18 protein-coding genes, 1 pseudogene and 1 riboswitch are annotated in these 18532 nt (G+C 65.3%); of the genes and pseudogenes, 11 read left to right on the top strand and 8 right to left on the bottom strand.

The genetic code is table 11. From position 1 onward, the window contains the following. Positions 1–293 precede the first annotated feature (293 nt). The 3 genes from ACVIN2_RS07935 (at position 294) to ACVIN2_RS07925 (ending at position 3336) form a co-directional block, all read left to right on the top strand. Positions 294–2219 carry a PAS domain-containing sensor histidine kinase gene (locus ACVIN2_RS07935; RefSeq protein ID WP_456765172.1) on the top strand — a complete coding sequence of 642 codons (1926 nt, stop codon included), beginning with the start codon at positions 294–296 and terminating at the stop codon, positions 2217–2219. After that, the gene (locus ACVIN2_RS07930; protein WP_456765171.1) at positions 2212–2922 is read left to right on the top strand and encodes a peptidoglycan-binding protein; all 711 of its coding nucleotides are present in this window, start codon (positions 2212–2214) and stop codon (positions 2920–2922) included. The genes ACVIN2_RS07935 and ACVIN2_RS07930 overlap by 8 nt, the downstream gene beginning before the upstream one ends. A gap of 69 nt (positions 2923–2991) precedes the next feature. Then, positions 2992–3336, top strand: coding sequence for a DUF1491 family protein (locus tag ACVIN2_RS07925; protein WP_456765170.1), 345 nt, complete (start codon positions 2992–2994; stop codon positions 3334–3336). Here ACVIN2_RS07925 and ACVIN2_RS07920 read toward each other — a convergent pair. After that, a complete protein-coding gene (locus tag ACVIN2_RS07920; protein WP_456765169.1) occupies positions 3333–4319 on the bottom strand; it encodes a DUF2336 domain-containing protein in 987 nt (328 codons plus the stop codon). The two genes, ACVIN2_RS07925 and ACVIN2_RS07920, sit on opposite strands and share 4 nt — an antisense overlap. Positions 4320–4573: 254 nt before the next feature. On the opposite strand from ACVIN2_RS07920, the gene ACVIN2_RS07915 reads away from it, so the two are divergent. Both ACVIN2_RS07915 and ACVIN2_RS07910 read left to right on the top strand, forming a co-directional pair. Next, positions 4574–4762, top strand: a complete 189-nt coding sequence (locus tag ACVIN2_RS07915) for a hypothetical protein (protein ID WP_027516916.1) — start codon at positions 4574–4576, stop codon at positions 4760–4762. Positions 4763–4777: 15 nt separating this feature from the next. Then, on the top strand, positions 4778–5539 hold the full coding sequence (locus ACVIN2_RS07910; protein ID WP_085395547.1) for a hypothetical protein: 762 nt from the start codon (positions 4778–4780) through the stop codon (positions 5537–5539). Positions 5540–5633: 94 nt separating this feature from the next. On the opposite strand, the pseudogene ACVIN2_RS07905 reads toward ACVIN2_RS07910, so the two are convergent. From ACVIN2_RS07905 to ACVIN2_RS07895, 3 genes and pseudogenes are all read right to left on the bottom strand, one after another. After that, positions 5634–6213 (bottom strand): annotated as a pseudogene (locus ACVIN2_RS07905) (amino acid synthesis family protein). Between the two features lie 51 nt (positions 6214–6264). Then, positions 6265–7128 carry a fumarylacetoacetate hydrolase family protein gene (locus ACVIN2_RS07900; protein ID WP_456765168.1) on the bottom strand — a complete coding sequence of 288 codons (864 nt, stop codon included), beginning with the start codon at positions 7126–7128 and terminating at the stop codon, positions 6265–6267. A gap of 94 nt (positions 7129–7222) precedes the next feature. Beyond that, entirely contained in the window at positions 7223–7924 is a 702-nt protein-coding gene (locus ACVIN2_RS07895) for a GntR family transcriptional regulator (RefSeq protein WP_456765167.1), read from the bottom strand. Between the two features lie 111 nt (positions 7925–8035). Here ACVIN2_RS07895 and ACVIN2_RS07890 point away from each other — a divergent pair, with 111 nt between their 5' ends. From ACVIN2_RS07890 to ACVIN2_RS07880, 3 genes are all read left to right on the top strand, one after another. Further along, complete coding sequence (locus tag ACVIN2_RS07890) at positions 8036–9028, top strand: zinc-dependent alcohol dehydrogenase family protein (RefSeq protein ID WP_456765166.1); 993 nt, start codon at positions 8036–8038, stop codon at positions 9026–9028. A 16-nt stretch (positions 9029–9044) separates the two neighbouring features. Then, positions 9045–9950 carry a VOC family protein gene (locus ACVIN2_RS07885; RefSeq protein WP_456765165.1) on the top strand — a complete coding sequence of 302 codons (906 nt, stop codon included), beginning with the start codon at positions 9045–9047 and terminating at the stop codon, positions 9948–9950. Between the two features lie 76 nt (positions 9951–10026). Then, a complete protein-coding gene (locus ACVIN2_RS07880; RefSeq protein WP_456765164.1) occupies positions 10027–11004 on the top strand; it encodes a tripartite tricarboxylate transporter substrate binding protein in 978 nt (325 codons plus the stop codon). A 16-nt stretch (positions 11005–11020) separates the two neighbouring features. Here ACVIN2_RS07880 and arsC read toward each other — a convergent pair whose 3' ends face one another. The 3 genes from arsC to ACVIN2_RS07865 are packed head-to-tail and all read right to left on the bottom strand — an operon-like array spanning position 11021 to position 12478. Then, positions 11021–11422, bottom strand: a complete 402-nt coding sequence (arsC, locus tag ACVIN2_RS07875) for an arsenate reductase (glutaredoxin) (protein WP_456765163.1) — start codon at positions 11420–11422, stop codon at positions 11021–11023. Continuing rightward, complete coding sequence (locus ACVIN2_RS07870) at positions 11419–12123, bottom strand: aquaporin (RefSeq protein WP_456765162.1); 705 nt, start codon at positions 12121–12123, stop codon at positions 11419–11421. Before ACVIN2_RS07870 ends, arsC begins: the two co-directional genes overlap by 4 nt. After that, positions 12116–12478, bottom strand: coding sequence for an ArsR/SmtB family transcription factor (locus tag ACVIN2_RS07865; protein ID WP_456765161.1), 363 nt, complete (start codon positions 12476–12478; stop codon positions 12116–12118). Before ACVIN2_RS07865 ends, ACVIN2_RS07870 begins: the two co-directional genes overlap by 8 nt. A gap of 126 nt (positions 12479–12604) precedes the next feature. Here ACVIN2_RS07865 and ACVIN2_RS07860 point away from each other — a divergent pair, with 126 nt between their 5' ends. The 3 genes from ACVIN2_RS07860 to ACVIN2_RS07850 all read left to right on the top strand — a co-directional run bounded on the left by ACVIN2_RS07860 (position 12605) and on the right by ACVIN2_RS07850 (position 15647). Continuing rightward, on the top strand, positions 12605–12922 hold the full coding sequence (locus ACVIN2_RS07860) for an ArsR/SmtB family transcription factor (RefSeq protein ID WP_456769669.1): 318 nt from the start codon (positions 12605–12607) through the stop codon (positions 12920–12922). Between the two features lie 51 nt (positions 12923–12973). After that, complete coding sequence (locus ACVIN2_RS07855; RefSeq protein WP_456765160.1) at positions 12974–14341, top strand: NAD(P)-binding domain-containing protein; 1368 nt, start codon at positions 12974–12976, stop codon at positions 14339–14341. A gap of 115 nt (positions 14342–14456) precedes the next feature. Then, on the top strand, positions 14457–15647 hold the full coding sequence (locus ACVIN2_RS07850) for an MFS transporter (RefSeq protein ID WP_456769668.1): 1191 nt from the start codon (positions 14457–14459) through the stop codon (positions 15645–15647). A gap of 24 nt (positions 15648–15671) precedes the next feature. Here ACVIN2_RS07850 and ACVIN2_RS07845 read toward each other — a convergent pair whose 3' ends face one another. Further along, positions 15672–18143, bottom strand: a complete 2472-nt coding sequence (locus tag ACVIN2_RS07845; protein WP_456765159.1) for a TonB-dependent receptor — start codon at positions 18141–18143, stop codon at positions 15672–15674. A gap of 125 nt (positions 18144–18268) precedes the next feature. Continuing rightward, positions 18269–18477: riboswitch (cobalamin riboswitch) on the bottom strand. Positions 18478–18532: the final 55 nt, after the last annotated feature.

Below are 18532 nucleotides of genomic sequence, written 5' to 3'. Positions count from 1 at the left end.
TTAATTCGCGGAAAATTGACTCAAGAATCTTTGCAATCGGCGGTGTCGTAAATTTTCGATTGACGTCCGTGCCGTGAGCTCTGCCGCCACGCCCGTCCACCATTTCGAAACCATGCGGATCACGGGGAAACCCTGTGTTCACCATCCTCGCCGATGACGTCGTCAAATCGTCTAAAAAGCCCTGCGATGACGGGGGAGCCGGCGGCGCGCCGCGCTGCCTTAGTGTTCGTTTAAGGTCGCTCTGACACGGTGGCTCAACGATAAGGAGGCGTTCCGGCGCGTCTTCCCGACGAATGAGCCGAAGCGCGAGACCCGTGACAGTTTTGAGTATCATCCGCGATTGTCTCGATGCGCTGCTGCATCCCTCCGCGCGTTACGACGCGCTGACGCGAGCGCGCCATCGTGCCTTCATGGCCCCGCGGCTGCTCGGCAGCCTGGCCGCCTTCGCCGCATTCCCGGTCTATCTCGCCATGCGCGGCGCGCCGAGCGCGATCGAGGTCGCGGCCTTCGCCTGGCTGATTGCGCCGATCCTGTTGTCCTGGTTCCTGTCGCGCACCGGCCGTTACGAAGGCGCGCATGTGCTGTCGTCGCTGGCGCTCTCGGGCCTGATCATGGCGGTGGCGGTGACGACCGGCGGCATCGAATCATTCGCCGCGATCTGGCTGGTCGTGGTTCCCCTCGAAGCTGCGCTGTCGGCCTCGCGCCGCGTCGCGGCCTTTGCCTCGCTGCTGGCGCTGTCCTGCGCCGGAATCCTGATCCTCGTCAGCCAGCTCGGCTGGCTGCCGATTGGCGACACCAGCGCTGCGGAACGCAGCGTGCTGATGGCGTTCGGCGTCGCCTCGGCGACGCTCTATGCCGCAGGTCTGGCCTTCGGTGCGGAATCGCTTGCGCGCACCAGCGTTGCGCTGCTGTTGCGTGAGGAAGAGCGTTACCGCCTCCTGGCGCGGAACATGAGCGACGTCATCTCGCGGCATCAGCGTAACGGCGCGGTGCAGTTCATTTCACCGGCGGTGGAAGCGATGCTCGGCGTGCCCGTCGCGCAACTGCTCGGCCACGGCCTGTTCGATCGCGTCCATGTCGCCGATCGGCCGGCGTATCTGACGGCGCTGTCCGATGCTGCGCGCGGCGACGTGCGCAGCGTCGAGTTCCGGTTGCGCCGGGAGCGGGCCGGCTCGGAGCGCGGCCAGGTTGATTTCATCTGGGTCGAGATGCGCTGCCGCCCGCTCGATCAGGATATGGGCCGTGATGCCACGCGCGAGGCCGATGTCGTCGCCGTGATGCGCGATGTCACCGACCGCAAGCTCTCCGAGCAGGCGTTCGATCAGGCGCGCAGCGCTGCAGAGGCGGCGGACGCCGCCAAGACGCGCTTCCTCGCCACCATGAGCCATGAGCTGCGCACGCCGCTCAACGCCATCATCGGCTTCTCCGAGATGATCACGCAGGAGCAGACCTTGATGCTGGGCGCGGCCCAGCGGAGGGAATACGCCCAGCTCATCAACGATTCCGGCCAGCATCTGCTCTCGGTCGTCAACGGCATCCTGGACATGTCCAAGATGGAATCGGGCAATTTCGAGATGGCGTCGGAACCGTTCGCGCCGCGTGCATCATTGATGCATTGCTGCAATCTGCTGGCGCTCAAGGCGCGGGAGAACGGCGTCGATCTCGTCACCGATGCGCCGCAGGACCTGCCTGTCATGACCGGCGATCCGCGCGCCTTCAAGCAGATCGTGCTCAACCTCGTCGCCAACGCCGTCAAGTTCACCGAGCGCGGCGGTCAGGTCACCGTCACAGCCGCGGTCTCGGGCTCGCAGCTTGCGCTGCGTGTCAGCGACACCGGTATAGGCATCGCGCCTGACGATCTCAAGCGCATCGGCGCGCCGTTCTTCCAGGCGGGCAAGACCTATCAGCGCCGTCACGAAGGCACCGGCCTCGGACTTTCGATCGTGAAGAGCCTGGTGGCGTTGCATCTCGGCGAATTGACGGTACAAAGCAGGCTCGGCGAGGGCACTGCAGTCACCGTCAAGCTGCCGCTCGTCTACATGCCGCAAGCCAAAACTTCTGATGGCAAGATGTCCGACAGCAGGGCGAGCAAGATCGCGACCTTGACGCCGGTGCTGCGCCAGGAACTTCAGAACCACGAACTTCAGGATCACGAACTTCAGGACCATCCTCACGATCAAGTTCAGGACCAACCCGCTCTGGTGAAGAAAAGTGCCTAAGAAGTCTGCCAAGGACCAAGCCGCTCCGCGCCGCCGTGGCGCCAAGGCCGCAGTCATCGATGTCGAGACCGAGCGCAATCTCGTGCTGCGCGTGCTGTTGCATAGCCCCAAGGATACGCTGGCCGGTCTCGTCGCCGTTGCCGCCATCGGCGCAATCGTTGCCAATGCGCTGTTCCTGCAGACCGGCCGACACCCGGCGCCGATGTTCGGCACCGTGATCAATCTTCCCGCACCGTCGTCCATGGCGCTGTCGAACCCCTTGCCCCGTCCGCGTCCCGTCGGCGCCGATACCTCGCCGCTAGAGCCGAGAGCGACGGAGTTTCGTGCCGAGCCCAGACCTGCCGAGCCCAGATCTGCAGACAAGCCGCCGGAGAGGCCCGTCGAGGCGACTGCATCGACGCCGCGCTCGGGCGATCCCATGACCAATCTGGTCAAGCAAACGATTTCGGCGCCGCCCTCCGTCGCGCGTCCGCCGGCGCCGATCCCCGTGCAGCAGGGCCCGGCCGCGCGGCGCATCGCCGGCGTGCAGCGCGCTCTCTCCGAATACGGCTACGGGAATTTGAAGATCACCGGCGCGATGGGCGCCGAGACCCAGTCCGCGATTCAGAAATTCGAGCGCGAGCACAAGATGCAGGTCACCGGCCAGCTGTCCGACCGCCTGCTCCGCGAGCTCGGCGCCGCGATCGGCCACCCCGTCGAATAGTCGTTAAGCTTCCCCGAGACGGAAGCCTGAAAGCTGGTGCTCATTGCCGCACTGGCTTATCGTGCGCCCATGCGTTTGAAATCAAACATCTGGGTCTCTGCTTATCTGCGCCGGTGCCAGACCGAGGGCGTGTACGGCGTGGTGCGTCGTCGCGGCGCGGAGGAGGCGGGTGCGGTGTTCGTGAAGGTCTCGTTGCTCGACGGCAACGCGATGCTCTATGTGCCCGCGCCGCAGACCTCTTATGACGACGGTCGGCCGGTCGATCGCTTCTTCGTGCCGCTTGCGCCGCAGCCGATGCCGGAGCCCGCGGTGGAGGAGCGTCTGACCAAGGAGATCCGCTTCGACTCCGACATCTGGATCGTCGAGACTGAAGACCGCGCCGGGCGGCATTTTCTCGAATTGGCGAAGGCCTAACGATCCGATCCGTCGGTCCCCGTCCGCACCGCGGGCGCGGAGCCGGGCTGCACGCCCGGGCGCGTCTGGCTTGCGCCCATGCGCGCGCGCTGGCGCTCGCTGTCGTGCAGCGACGGCTGGTACTTGGCACGGGTGACGGCAAGCGTCGAGCCGCGCCAGGCGGCCAGCATCACCAGCGCCGCGCGGTCGCTGAGGCGATCGTAAAGCCGCGACAGCCGGTACACGTCGGTCACGGAGTTGCCGATCTCCGGCTTGAAGAACAGCAGGATGCGCTGGAACACCGGGCTTGGCATGTCGAGTGCGCGCGCGGCGACCGCGAGCGCTTCGCCGCTTGCATCGTCGACGATCTGGGCTGCGACGCGCGAGGGCAGGATCAGGCTATCGCCGAGCTCGAAGGTGAAATTCTCGAAGTCGCCCGCGATCGCCGCCATCTCGAGGATCTGGATCGCGCGCTTGGCGCGCACTGTCGGAATCCGCGGCGCGGCCTTCAGCGGCGTCTCCGCCAGATTGTGCAGGATCAGCGCGCGCTCGGCGGCGCCGGCGCGGAAGAACATGTCGTGGATATCGGCCGCGTCCTTTGGCTGCATCGCCATGTTCGAGGCCATGCGCAGCTCGGCGTCGGTTGACGCGCGAACCGGCAAGGGGGCAGGAGCGGGAGCAGGGACGGGCGCCGGGATTTCGCGCGCAAGCGGAACCCTGCGACCCTCCTGCGCGGCCGACAGTCCGAGCTTCTGCATGATCGGGGCGGGCGTCGAGGGATAGATCGCAAGCCGCGCTTTGACAGCCGCGCGCGTCGCGTCGTCGACCTGGTCGATCAGTCGTGTGGCGAGTTCGACGAACTGGCGCTGCTCGTCGTCGCTATGGGTGCTCGACTGGACATAGAGGTCGGTCAGCACGCGCAGCAGCGTCGGACGAACATCGACGCCTTCGCGACGGGAGAGGGTCATCAGCCCGTCGAATCCTGGAAACAACGACTTGGTCATGGAGAGATACGCGACCTGGAAGAGATACTCGCCGCCAGCCTATCGCGGGCTCCTTTAAAGGCTCGTTAAGGAAAACGAGGCGTGAAGCCGAACGGGCAATTTGAAGCGTTCTCGTGCCGCAACGGGACGGCGGATCCCGCCCGTGCGGTTACGGTCCCGCCGGCACGTTTACACCCCGTTAACCATGAACTGATCTTAATGATCTCCATGTTGCAGAGGCGCGCCGGGTCGCGCGGCAATTGAAGAGAGCTGATATGGGGACCATCATCGAATTTCCGGCCGGTCGCCGGGTGAGCGCGTCGGGGGACGTGGCTCCGCGCGCGGACATGGGCACGATTTTGATCCTTCCCGTGATCCGCATCGAGCGCGAGAGCGACGAAACCAGCGGCGATCACGGGCCGGAGCAGGGCACAGCGCCGGGGCGCCGTCGTCGTCGCCGCTAGCCTTCGGCCTTTGCAATGCCGGAGAACCTCCGCCAGATCCGGCCCGTCGTAACGGCCATCATGCTCGCAGTGCTGGGCGCGACGCTTGCCGCCTGTAGCGGCGGCGATTTCGGCCGGACCCGCGCCGACATGCGCAGCGACGACATGCATCGCTGGCTGGGCGCGGAAGTCACCTCCAGCGTCGGGCTGAAGCCATCCCAGTTCCAGCTCACTGACGAGGAGCGCCAGCTTCGCGACCTCGCCTATCCGCTGATCGAGCCGCCGCTGTCGCGGCCCGCCTGGAAGAGCGTGTTCGGCGACTACAAGGCGCTGCCCTCGCCCTGGCGGCAAAAGATCGTGTTCGACCGCACCATGTACGGTCGCACGCTGATCGACGAGCCGCACCGTTCGCATTCTTCGCGCTATACGCAGCTGATGGAGGACGTGCGCAACGACATCACCCGCTTCGAGCCGTTCTTCGCCTCCGCGATCCGCGTCATCGACCTCGACAAGAAGCGCAATGCCAGCATGGCGCGTGTCTCCTCCCTCTCGCCGAAGGAGAAGGAGGACGCGGTCGAGCGCATGCAGGAGAATTCGCTGATCATTCAGTGGGTGCAGCAGTGCCTCGAGCAGCGCGTCTCGTCCTATCGCTGGGGGCTGGAGCGGCTGGTGATCCAGGCGCCCGACGGCATGGCCGCCGATGCCGACCGCCTGATCGGCGAACTCGCCGCCCAGACCGCCAACCCGCCGGTCGCGGCCCAGCCGCCCTACGGCCGCGCGGTGGTCTCGAAAGGCTGATCATCTTACGGCTGCGCACCGGGGCCTGATTGCGTCGGGTTGGCGCGCTGCTTCTGCGGCTTTCCGCAAAATTCTTCAGCGCATCGTGCGCCCGTCAGCGCTGTCCGTCGTGCACGGAGATAGCGGATGCCGCGAGGCCGCCGATGCGCGCGTGAGGGGCGGCCGCCGGTCGCCATCACGAGACCGAAGGCGATCTCGTCGCGCCGTGGTGAATCCCATAGCGTCATCTCGGCAGTGCCGAAATGGCTGCGGACATAGGCGGCGTGAATGTGCCCGAGCGGAACCATGAGCCGCGTGCCCGGACCGCCGATGGTCTTCGCCGCCGGGACGATCGCTTTGGGCTGACCGAGCACCTCGCGCATGCCCTGGCCGCCGGCCTCGTGCCAGACCGCGCCGTGCTCGAGCTCGCCGTCCTCGCCGACGATGATGCCCTTGCCATAGGCTTCGATCTGCGCGGCACCGCCGAGCTGCGCGATCAGCCGTGTCGCGAGCTCGCGCCCGAGCTCGCGCAAGGATGCCTGAAACGGCATCAGGTCAGGTTCGAAGCGGCCCGCGAAGGGATTGCGGATCACCGCAATGGCCGTTCCGACCAGCAGCGGCTTCTCCCGCCGGGGACCGCGCTCGTGCCAGATGGTCTCGACGCTGAGCGCGGTCTTGCGGATGTCATAGGACACGTCTTGGGCCACTTCTTGGGACGACAAGTCTTGGGACGACATGCGCAGGCTCTATGCTTCGTCGACGACGGGATTGCGCAGCACGCCGATGTTCTCGATCTCGACCTCGACCACGTCGCCGGGCTTGAGGAAAACAGGCGGCTTGCGGGTGAAGCCGACGCCGGCCGGCGTGCCGGTGGCGATGACGTCGCCGGGGACGAGATCGAAGATGGTCGAGCTGTACTCGATCAGCCGCGGGATCGAGAAGATCAGCATCGAGGTGTCGGAGGATTGCACCACCGCGCCGTTGACGCGCGTCTCGAGCTTCAATTTGGTGGGATCGCCGATCTCGTCCGGCGTCACCAGCCAGGGACCGAACGGGCCGGTGCCGACGAAGTTCTTGCCGGAAGCGATCTGCTGGGCGTGGCGCTGCCAGTCGCGCACGCTGACGTCGTTGTAGATCGAGTAGCCCGCCACGTGATCCCAGGCGTCGGCCTGGCTGATGTGACGGCCGCCCTTGCCGATGACGACAGCCAGCTCGCCCTCCCAGTCGAAATTGTCCGAGACTTTCGGCCGGATCACGGGCGCGTCGTGCGCGACCTGGGAGCGCCAGACCCGGAGGAAGATCGGCGGAAATTCCGTGATCTCGCGCTTCATGCCGAACGCCACGGCTTCATTGTGGTGGTCGAGATAATTGCGCACGGCGCAGACGATCTTCTCCGGACGCGGGATCACCGGAAGATATTTGACGTCACTGAGCGCCATCGTGGGCTTGTGCCCGGCGACGATGGCCTCGCGCCGCGCATAGTCGTCGCTGCCGAGGAAGTCCGCGAGAACAGGGTACTGGGGCAGGGCGCGACCGAGATCCACGACGCCATTTTCGACAACGGCGCCCCAGCTTTCCCGATTTCCGTCCAAGAACGACAGCAGCTTCATGGTCACGCCTCAAAGGTTGGCATTTTCGATCTTGTCTATTATTTTCGAAAATGGAGCGGCGCGCAAGCCCACGGCGGTAAAAAGCCGTTGCCGCCTATTCGATATCGAGCAGATGCGCGGCGTAGGTTGCCACGTTGTCGGCGGTCGAGCGGATATGCGTCTCGATCAGCTGCACAGCGAGATCCGGATTGCGCGAGATGGCGGCCTGCATGATCGCCTGGTGCTCGCCGGCCTTGTCGCGCGGACGCGGCCGGAAATTGGCCGAGAGATGCCGATAGCGCTCGGCGCGATCGAACAGCTCGGCGCGAATGGCGAGCAGTGTCGCCGAGCCGCAGGCGGAGACCAGCGCCTGGTGGAATTGGCGGTGGGCGATCTTCCATTCGGGATCGCGCAGCGGATGTTCGGGATCGCGCTGCTCGATTCGCTTCAATCTATGCAGTGTGGAGATGACGGCGATTTCCCAATCGTCGTCGCCCCGCTCGATCGCGCGGCGGATCAATTCCACCTCGATCAGCACCCGCGCATCGGTGACCTCCACCAGATCCTGGCGGCTGACGGGCGCTACGCGAAATCCGCGCTGCTCCTGCGCGTCGACCAGGCCTTCGGCCGTAAGCGCCGTCAGCGCCTCGCGCAGCGTCGTGAAACTTACGCCGAATCGTTCGCGCAGGACGTCGAATCGCAGCGGCTCGCCCGGCGCCAGGCCGCAGGCAATGATCTCCTCGCGCAGCCGATGGGTGATGTCGGCGGCAACGGTCTTGCCGAATTCCTTGCGGGGGCGAATGGCGCTGTCGGACATGGTTTCCGTCATTGAATCGATGGCTCAACATGCCGCGCTAACGAGCATCTTGCAATAATTTTCGTAATCGGTATGATTTTCGAAAATACGGCTTGGGAGGCGTGTGACATCATGAGAGCGGTGCTGGTGCGTCAGCCGGGTGGGCCGGATGCACTCGAACTGGTCGAGCTTCCGGTGCCTATGCCCGGACCCGGCCAAGTGCAGATCCGCGCCGAAGCATTCGGGGTGGGGCAGCCCGATGTGCTGATCCGGCGTGGCGTCTACAAATGGATGCCGCCGCTGCCGGCCAATCCCGGCAACGACGTCGCCGGCCGCATTGCCGCGCTCGGGTCGGACGTCGAAGGGTTTGCGATTGGCCAGAAGGTGCTGCTGAGCGCGCGCGACCTGTCGCAGCGCGGCGGCTGCTATGCCGACTATGTGGTCGCGCCCGCCGACGCCATTCACGTGCTGCCCGACAATGTCGATCTGCAAGCGGCCGTGTGCCTGTCGAACTACCAGGTGGCCTACGCGCTGCTGAACGAGTGCCGCCATCCGCGCGCACCGGCGAGCGTGCTGGTGATCGGGGCGGCGGGTGGTGTCGGCACCGCGCTGGTGCAGCTCGCCAAGCTCGCGCAGATAAATGTCATCGGCACGGTCTCCACCGAAGAGAAGGCCGCATTCGCGCGGGACAACGGCGCCGATGAGATCATCTTCTACCGCCGCGAAGACGTGGTGGCGCGGACCCGCGAGCTGACCAATGGCGAGGGCGTTGGCCTCGTGCTCGATCACGTCTGTGGGCCCGAGTTCACCGGCTATCTCGGCGCGCTCGGCAAATGGGGGACGCTGCTGTCGTACAACGCCTTCGCCGGATTGCCGGAAGAAAACCTGATGGCGGCGATGCGCGACCATCTCGACATCTGCCCGGCGATACGCTGCTTCTCCTTCCACATCTACGACCACGATCGCGACGGGCGTCGCGCGCTCATGCGCAACGTGATCGACGCGCTGAGCCGCAATGCGATCAAGCCGGCGATCTCGGCGGTCCTGAAACTCGACGAGGTCAGGCAGGCCCACACGCTGCTCGAGCAGGGCTCCGCGCTCGGCAAGATCATCATGACGCCATGAGGGGGTGGATTGCACGATGACGACACAAGCACCCATTGCACGCTTCACCCGGCTGCGGCATGCGAGCTTCGCCTCGCCCGATCCTGAGCGGCTGCTCGACTATTACCGCGCCGTGATCGGTCTTGGCCTCGTCGGCCGCGACGGCAACCGCATCTTCCTCGCCAACGATTCCGAGCAGCTTTCGCTGGTGATCGAACCCGGCGACGCGGCGCTGACGAGCATTGCCTTCGAGATATCTCCTGATGTCCAGATCGAGGCGCTGGGCGCCGCGCTGAAGCAGGCTGATCTGCGGCCCGAACTTCAGAGCGATCCCCTGCCTGGCGTTTCCAGGCTGCTGTCGTTCAGCGATCCCGAAGGCACACGCTTCGAGTTGATCCAGGGCTGGAAGCCGACGCCCGCGCAGGAGCGGATCGGTGCGCTTGCCGTCACCAAGCTCGGCCATGTCGCCCTTCGCACGCCCGATCCGCGCGCGGCCTCGGAGTTCTACGCGAACATGATGGGCCTGCGGGTCTCCGACTGGATCGAGGACCGCTTCGTCTTCATGCGCAGCGGCTATGAACATCACACGCTGAACTTCGCGCGCGCGCCCGGCCGCGGCCTGCATCATGTCGCGTTCGAGCTGCGGGGGCCGACCCACATGCAGCAGGCGTGCGACCATCTCGCCCGACATAAGCTCCCGGTGCTCTGGGGACCGGTACGTCACGGCCCCGGCCACAACACGGCGATCTATCATCGCAATCCCGACGGGCATCTGGTCGAGCTGTTCCACGACCTCGACCGCATGACCGACGAGGAGCTCGGCTATTTCGAGCCGCGTCCCTGGCATCGCGATCGACCGCAGCGGCCAAAAGTCTGGGTCGGTCTGCCGCGCGACGTCTGGGGCATGCCTCCATCGCCTGAATGCACGGAGTTCGCCCGCTAGCGGATTCAAACTCGACTTGAAGAACGCCGCCTCGTCGCGGCCAACGATAGAACAATCAAAAGGGGAGGACGCATCCATGCGAAGGATGAAGCGGCTTGCTGCGGCGATTTTTCTGTTTGGCGGTTGTCTCGCAACCACTTCGGCGTCGGCGGACAATTATCCGTCGCGCCCGATCCGGCTGCTTCATGGATTTGCCGCCGGCGGCGCGGCCGACACGCTGTCGCGCATCATCGCCGACGGGCTCTCGAAAAAGCTGGGGCAGCCGATCATCGTCGAGGCCAAGCCCGGCGCCGGCGGCAACATCGCCGCGGATGCCATCGCGAAAGCGGCGCCCGACGGCTACACGATCGGGCTCGTCACAGGCGCTCACGCCATTTCCGCGGCGACCTACAAGAGCCTCGCCTACCAGCCGGCCGAGAGCTTCGAGATGATCTCGACGCTGGTCTATTACGCGCTCGTCATTGCCGTGCGTAGCGATTATCCGGCGAAATCGCTGGGCGAGCTCGTCGCCATGGCAAAGCAGAAGCCCGGTGCGCTCTCCTTCGGATCGGTCGGTTTCGGCAGCACGCACCATCTTGCAGGAGAGCTGTTGAACGCGGCCGCCGGCGTCGAGATCGTGCACGTGCCCTATCGCGGCGATTCTCAAGCGGTCACCGCGCTGCTCGGCGGAGAGGTTCCGGTGATCGTCGGCACGCCGGTCCTGCTCGCCGCGCAAATCCAGGGCGGTGCGATCCGCGGTCTGGCGGTGACCTCGCCGACGCGCACCGCATTGTTGCCCGACGTGCCGACGGTTCAGGAAGCCGGGATCAAGGGATATGACGTGCGCACCTGGGCCGGCCTGCTGGCCCCGAAGGGAACGCCGCCCGCCATCATGGCTGCACTCAATGCGGCGACGCTGGACGCACTCAGGGATCCCGACCTCAAGCAACGTCTGGAGACCGCCGTCGGCGGCGAAGTCCGCGGCAGCTCGCCGGAGGAGATGAAGCAGCTGATCGAGACCGAGATCAGCAAATGGACCGGCGTGGTGGAGCGGGCGAAGATCCCGAAGATCTGATCCCGGCCCCGTAAGCCTATCGCGCTTCGACCACCTCGCCATCTTCCTTCACGAAGCGGCCGACGGGATTGTCCAGGAGATCGATCACGGCTTCCGAAGGCCGGCACAAGCGTGTGCCCTTGGGGGTCACCACGATCGGGCGGTTAATCAGGATGGGGTGCGCGAGCATCCGGTCGATCAGCTCGTCGTCGGACCATTTGGGGTCATCGAGGCCGAGCTCCTTGTAGGGCGTGCCTTTTTCGCGCAGCAGCGCGCGAACGGAGATGCCGAGGGCCTTGACCAGCTCGACCAGCGTTTCGCGGGATGGCGGCGTCTTCAGATATTCGATCACGACGGGTTCGACGCCGCTCTGCCGGATCATCGCCAGCGTGTTGCGCGAGGTGCCGCAGCCGGGGTTGTGATAGATCGTGACGGTCATCGGGTTGTCTCCACGATTGGGATGGGGCCGGCCGCGCGGGAGTGTCCGAGAAGCCAGTTCATCAACAGCATGCCAACAAGGGCTCCGCAGAGCTCCGCGACAATGAATCCGGGTAGGTCGGTGGGACGTATGCCCGTGAATGTGTTTGTCAGCGATCTCGCAATGGCCACGGCAGGATTGGCAAACGAGGTCGAGGCCGTGAACCAATAGGCCGCCGTGATGTAGAGGCCGACCAGCCAAGGGACGGCCGTGCGCTGAAACCGGATGCCGGCCAGGATCGTCGCAACCAGACCGAAAGCGGCGACGGCTTCGGCGAACCATTGCGGTCCTCCGGTTCGCACCTTCGCCGAGAGGTCGAGCAGGGGGAGTCCGAACATCAGATGCGCCGCCATCGTTCCCGAGATGCCGCCGGCGATCTGCGCAATCACATAGAGAGCGGCCTCGTTCACCGGCAGCTCGCGCTTGCCGGTGAAGACCAGCGTGACCGCCGGATTGAAGTGCGCGCCGGAGATCGGGCCCAACATCGTGATCAGGACAACCAGAATGGCTCCCGTCGGCAGCGTGTTGCAGAGAAGCGCAAGCGCGACATCCTTGGTCAAGGATTCCGCCATGATGCCGGAGCCGACCACCGTGGCGACGAGAATGCCCGTGCCGAGCGCCTCGGCCGCGAGGCGGCGCGGAAGATCGAATTGATCAGGCACGGCTTTTCTCCTTTCGTTTCGGAGAGCAGCAGGCTTGGAGGGTTTCGACGACCGGCTCGCAAACTTCCGGCCGCCCTCCGCAGCAATCCCGGAGCAGGAAGACCGCGACGTCCCGGAGTTCGACAAGGTTGGCGCGGTAGACGATCGAACGGCTGCGCCGGTCGGAGGTGACGAGGCGCGCGCGCGTCAAGATCGACAGATGCGCCGAGAGCGTGTTCTGGGGGACCTCCAGCAGCCGGGCGAGATCGCCGGCAGCGAGACCGTCAGGCTCGTGCCTGACCAGTGCCCGGAAGGCCTCCAGCCGGGTCGATTGGGACAGCGCGGCGAGCGCGAGAACGGCTTCTTCTGTTTCCATATATCCAGATTTATGGAAGTGTAGAAGCTCCGTCAATCCGAATCGGAAGCGCGTCGCCGGCTCACTATTTCGAATATTCTAGAAGTATAGTTGACGGCGCGGACCAGCAGGCGCATCATCGCGGCCATGAAGATTGCCGACGCAGCAGCACGTTTGGAGGCCCTGGGTAATCAGACCCGACTCCAGATCTACCGGGCCCTGGTCCGGGCCGGGCACTCCGGCATGCCTGTCGGCCGCTTGCAGGACAAGCTGAAGATACCGGCGTCGACGCTGTCGCATCATATCAAGACCCTGGTCTCGGTCGGGCTCGTCAGCCAGGTCCGGGAATCGACGAGCCTCGTCTGCCACGCAAACTTCGACGCGATGCGGGGTCTGGTCGATTTCCTGGCGGCGGAGTGCTGCGCAGACGAAGTCGGATGCAAGACGACGCAAACGGCGGCGTGATCTTTTTTGGCTCGTTTTGTTCGATGATTCTAGAAGCATGGGAGAAGCCGAATGAACGCTAGAACGGTCGCCATCATCGGGGCAGGGCCGGTCGGCCTCGCAGCAGCCGCGCACGTCCTGGAGCGTGGCATGTCCCCCACCGTGCTGGAGGCAGGACCCGAAGCGGGGCACGCGGTTCGCCAGTGGCAGCAGGTCCAGCTCTTCTCGCCGTGGGAGTACAATATCGACAAGGCCGCCGCGCGCATGCTCGCGCCGACGGGATGGAATTCGCCGGACCCGAGCGCCTATCCGACCGGCGGCGAGCTGATCGATCGATATTTGACGCCGCTTGCGACGCGAACGCCACTGCGCGAGGTGATCCGGACATCCAGCCGCGTCTCGGCCATCAGCCGCGTCGGCTTCGACAAGGCGAAGACGAAGGGACGTGAGCAGGCGCCGTTCGAAATCCGCTACCAGAACGGCAAAGGTCTCGAAGTGCTGTACGCGGATGCCGTGATCGATACGTCAGGCACATGGTTCTCGCCCAATCCCGCCGGAGGCAATGGTCTGCCCGCGATCGGCGAGCGTGAATGCGCCGGCCACATCGCCTATGGCATGCCCGATGTCCGTGGTGCCGGCCGCGCCAGATATGCCGGGAAGATTGTTGCGGTGCTCGGCGCCGGTCATTCCGCGGTGGGCACCCTGATCGATCTCGTGCATCTCGCGGACGAGGCGCCGGGGACGCAAGCGATCTGGCTGTTGCGCGGCGCCGATCCCGCCAAGGCGTTTGGCGGCGGCCGGAATGACAAGCTCGCTGCACGCGGAGAGCTCGGCAGCGCGTTCGCTGCGCTCGTTGTCGCCGGGAAGATCAGGGTCGAAACGGAATTCGCCGTCACGCATCTGTCGGACTCCGAAGGCCGCCTCGAGATCGCGGCCGGCTCGGGTTGCGGTGCGCGAAGCGTGATCGTGGACGAGCTGATCGTCTCGACCGGATTTCGTCCCGACTTTTCGTTCCTGTCCGAATTGCGCCTGCGGCTCGATCCCGCCATCGAAGCGCCGGTCGTGCTGGCGCCGCTGATCGATCCCAACGAGCACAGCTGCGGCACGGTCCGCCCGCACGGCGCGCGCGAGCTCGCGCACGATGAGCCAGGCTTCTACATGGCGGGCATGAAGTCGTATGGCCGCGCCCCAACCTTTCTCATGATGACAGGCTATGAGCAGGTGCGCTCGATTGCAGCCGATCTCGCCGGCGACAAGAAAGCCGCCGCAAGGGTGGAGCTCGTGCTACCGGAGACCGGCGTCTGCTCGCGCGGTGGCGTCGAAGCCGCCGGAGCCGCATCGGGATGTTGCGGTGGGCCGGCGAAGCAGCAACCGACGGCCTGTTGCGCCGACGACGAAGCGGCGAAGAAGGCCCGCGCTTCGGGGTGCGGTTGTTCATGAAGTTGGGTCTTGCAGCTGCAGCCGGAGAGTTGCCCATTGTGGTTGGTGCGCCGTGTCGGCTCGGGGGCGGGAGGACAGCATTCGTAACTTGAGCGGGCGGTCTCTGATCGCGGTGATGTGCATCGGCCAGGTCGGCAATCTGCTGCCGCATGTGACGTTGTCCGCAAATCTGGCGCAGCATCTGATGCCGGCGTGGGGACTGTCGGCGGCCGAAGGCGGCTTGATGGCGAGCGGTTACGCGTTCGGCTACATGCTCGCCGTGCCCGTGCTGACGACGTTGACCGACCGGATCGACGCGCGGCTCGTCCTGCTCTGGGGCTCGATCGTCAGCGGGCTGGCGACCGCAGCGTTCGGACTCTTCGCGCAAGGGTTTTGGTCCGCGACCGCGATCTGGTCCCTGGCAGGGCTTGGATTTGCCGGCGCCTACATGCCGGGCTTGAAGGCGCTGACGGACCGGCTTCCCCCCGGCGACACCTCGCGCGCCGTCACGCTGTACACGTCGAGCTTCTCGGTCGGCGTCGGCCTCTCGTTCCTGGTCGCGCAAGTGATCGCCGACCGCTGGGGATGGCGGACCGCCTTCCTTGTCACCGGCTTTGGACCTATCGCAATGGTCGTCGCGTGCCTTCTGATGCAGGCGCAGCGGCCCGCGCCGAAGACGGGACGCCTCTTGAACTTCGCGCCCGTCTTCGCCAACCGCGAGGCGCTCGGATACATCTTCGGCTACGGCGCTCATTGCTTCGAGCTCTACGGCATCCGCACCTGGCTGGTCGGGTTCTGGACCTTCGTCGTCGCCCACCAAGGCGCGCCGTCATGGTTGAGCCCCGTCGTGCTGAGCTTCTGCTTCGCGGTGATCTCGATGCCGGCCAGCATCCTCGGCAACGAGGCCGCGCTGAAGTTCGGCCGCCATCGCGCGATCACGGTCGTGATGATCGCGTCGGCCTGCGTCGCGCTCATCATCGGCCTCAACGCGACAGCGCCGGCATGGGTGCTCGCGCTGCTGCTGCTTGCCTATGGCCTGACCGTGCCGGCGGATTCGGGCGCATTGACCGCCGGCATGTCGGCCGCGGCTGTCTCCGAACATCGCGGCGCGACCCTGGCCCTGCATTCGACGGTCGGCTTCGGCCTGTCGGCGGTCGGCGCCTGGGGCACCGGCGCCGCGCTCGACGCAGCCGGCGGCCCGCAGAGCGCGGCCGGCTGGCTGCTGGCATTCAGCGTCCTCGCGGCCGGAATCGCGCTGGGCCCGCTGGCGCTGCTGTGGGCGCGGCGTCGAAGCAGCTCGGTCCAGCCGGAGCACGGCGCGAAGTGACGTGAGAGCGGCGATCCTCCCCCCTCACCACTTGAACGAGGCCGCGACCTCGTAGCTGCGCGGCGCTCCCAGGATGATCTGATCGGTATAGCCGGGGTCGCCCCAGGCGGCGTAGAGCTTATTCGTCAGGTTCCTCACGCGAAAGCTGATACGGGTCTGGTCGACGCCCGGGAAATAAGCCTTTGGGATATCGACGAACGCGAACGCGTCGAAGATCGTATAGGCGTTCATGGTCACCAGATTGTCCTGGAAGTTGAACCTGTCGCCGACGTGACGGACGAGGCCGCCGATCTCCACCGGCAATTTGGTGCCGAAGCGATAGGACGCCCCGGCATTGGCGATGAAGTTCGGGACGTTCGGCGGGGTCTTGCCCGAATAGGATTGGAAGTCGCCATTGCCGTCGACATAGTTGAAGTCAACGAAGCGCGATTGCACGAAGGCGACATTGGCCCACAGCTTCAGGCCGCCGACCGGGTTCACCGCCGCAGCGATCTCGACGCCCTTGGAGGCCATCTTGCCGGCGACGTTGAACACGATGCCGCTCTCGGGCACGTAGACGTTCTTGCGTTCGATGTCGAACGCCGAGAACGTCGCCTCGGCGCGCTTGTCGGATGATTGCAGCTTCACGCCGGTCTCGTAGGTCCGCGACGTCGTCAGCAGCAGCGGCACCTTTGGCGCGAGGATGAAGATGTTGGCCACCGTCGGGTCCGCCGCCGTCGCATATTGGCTGTACAGCATCACCCCGGGCGCGATGTCCCAGGTGTAGCCGATGCGCCCGGTGACCGGATTGAACTTGGTCGAGAACGGATAGCCTTTTCCGGACGCTAGCGAGCCGTCGGGATTGAAGCGCGTGCGCGATAGTTCGATATCCTCGAACCGGATGCCGCCGATCAGCGCGAAGGTCGAGGTCAGCTTGAGCCGGTCCTCGAACGACAGCGCCGTGGTGTCGAGATGGGTGTAGATCTTCTCGTCGCTGCGCGGGCCGTAAAGCCCGCGGTCCGGATTGATCAGCTCGACCGTGTCGGAGAAGAACTTTGTATCCTGCGAGACGTTGAATTGCGAGCTGCTTGCCGCAACCGTAGCGACGAAGCGGTTGTCCATTCCACCGAGGTTGGAATTGACGGTGAGGTCGGTGATGTTGCCATAGAGCCGTTGCGCGTGGTCCAGCGCCAGCCGCTCGCGATAGACGTTGTTCGGCCCGGAATCGTCGAACGAGCTGATCTCGTTGTTGAACCAGTGCCGATGCGCGTCGTAGCCGTAGACCTGGCTGCGCAGCGAGATGTTGTTGGTGATGTCCCACTGGAAGCCGCTGCGCAGCCAGAGCTCGTTGGCCCCGCTGTGATTGTCGAGCACGTTGTAGCTTGTCGTCAGCGTGCGCGCGTCGATGGTAACGGGATTGAGCGCCCCGGCATGGCCGTTGAGGTAGTAATTGGTCCACTGGCCCGAGACGATGCCTGACGTCGGCACGACGCCGGGCGCGTTCGCCGGCACCAGCGGCGTTCCCCAATAGAATCGGTCCTTGTCCTGCTTGTATTCGGCGGCGCCCCAGATCTTCAGGCTGTCGTTGACGCGGTAGTTCAACTGGCCCGAGACGTTGCTGAGCTTCGAATAGGTGTCGTCGATGAAGCTCTTGTCGTTGGAATGGCTGATGTCGAAACGGTAGTCGAGGCCATTGACCAGCGTGCTGCCGCCGGAACCGTAGCCGGCGCGATAGCCGTTGAAGGAATCGTAGGAGGTGAAGGCCTCGTTGATAATGGGCCCGGTGTGCGGCGCCTTGGTGACGTAGTTGATCGCACCGCCGGTGGATCCGAGTCCCGATACCAGGGAGTTGGGGCCCTTGATGATCTCGACCTGCTGCAGATTGGCGGTATCCATGGGCCGGCCCGTCATGGTCGACGGCCCGATCGGGATGCCGTTGTAGAGGGTGGTGAGCTGGTCGCCGCTAAAGCCGCGCATGGAGAAGATTGCGGGCGCGCCCGGCGCATCGCCGCCGGTGACGCCGACCGCGGCCTTGGCGACATCGGTAGTGGTCCTGATGCCCTGATCCTGCATGGTCTGCTGGTCAATGACCTCGACGGTCGCTGGCGTTTCCCGTGCCGTGATTCCGAGCCGGGAGCCGACATCGGTGACGGCGGCCGTGTTCAACGGCGTCTGCACCTGATAGCTCGGAGGCTGGGTTGTTGGGTTGGCAACCACCGGAGCGGCGCGATTACGCCCTACGTTGCGCCGGGCCGTGCGCGATCTCTGAGCGCCGGGGCTGACGGTTACGGCCGGTCTTGGAGTGGGCGGGGTGACGATCACCGGGCCGACCTCGCGGGAGGCGTTGTCGCGGACCGCGGTCTGCGCCATCGCCATGGAGGACAGGGATGTCGAGAGCAGCAAGGCGAGCAGGGCAGGTGTGGCGCGCCGAAAATTGCCGGCTCTTCCCTGAGAGATCTGGATAAGGACACGCGAATGTTCCGGCGCAACGCCCGGACCGAAATAAAGATTTTGCACGACAACGCTCTGCGGCGACGCAAACTAACCGTCACCGCGGTTGCCTTAGCAGTCTGCCTTCGCCCCTAGCGGCAGATGCACCGGCTACTCTTCCGACATCAGGGCACCCCGCCCAATGCGTTCGCGCGTGACCATGGCTGGTAGCAGGTTTCCTGGCTCGCGGGTCATCGCCTTCGACCACCTTCCCAGAGGCCCAAGCGGGGCTCCAGTGGTTCGTTTGGTCGTCGGCTATCCGCCTACAGTTGCGGGGGCAGCCGCGGAATTGCCCACTCGAGGTGGACGCACCGCATTCCCTTGGAGAGTCCTTGCGGACACTACCGCGCGGGAAACTGGCATTTGGCGATGAGCGCGTCAACATCCGCGTATGACCGGCGCCTCTGGCGGAGTGC

Source organism: Bradyrhizobium sp. USDA 3650, assembly GCF_054057395.1.
Note: the sequence above shows the minus strand (reverse complement) of the source record. Positions and strands in the feature narration are given on the sequence as shown.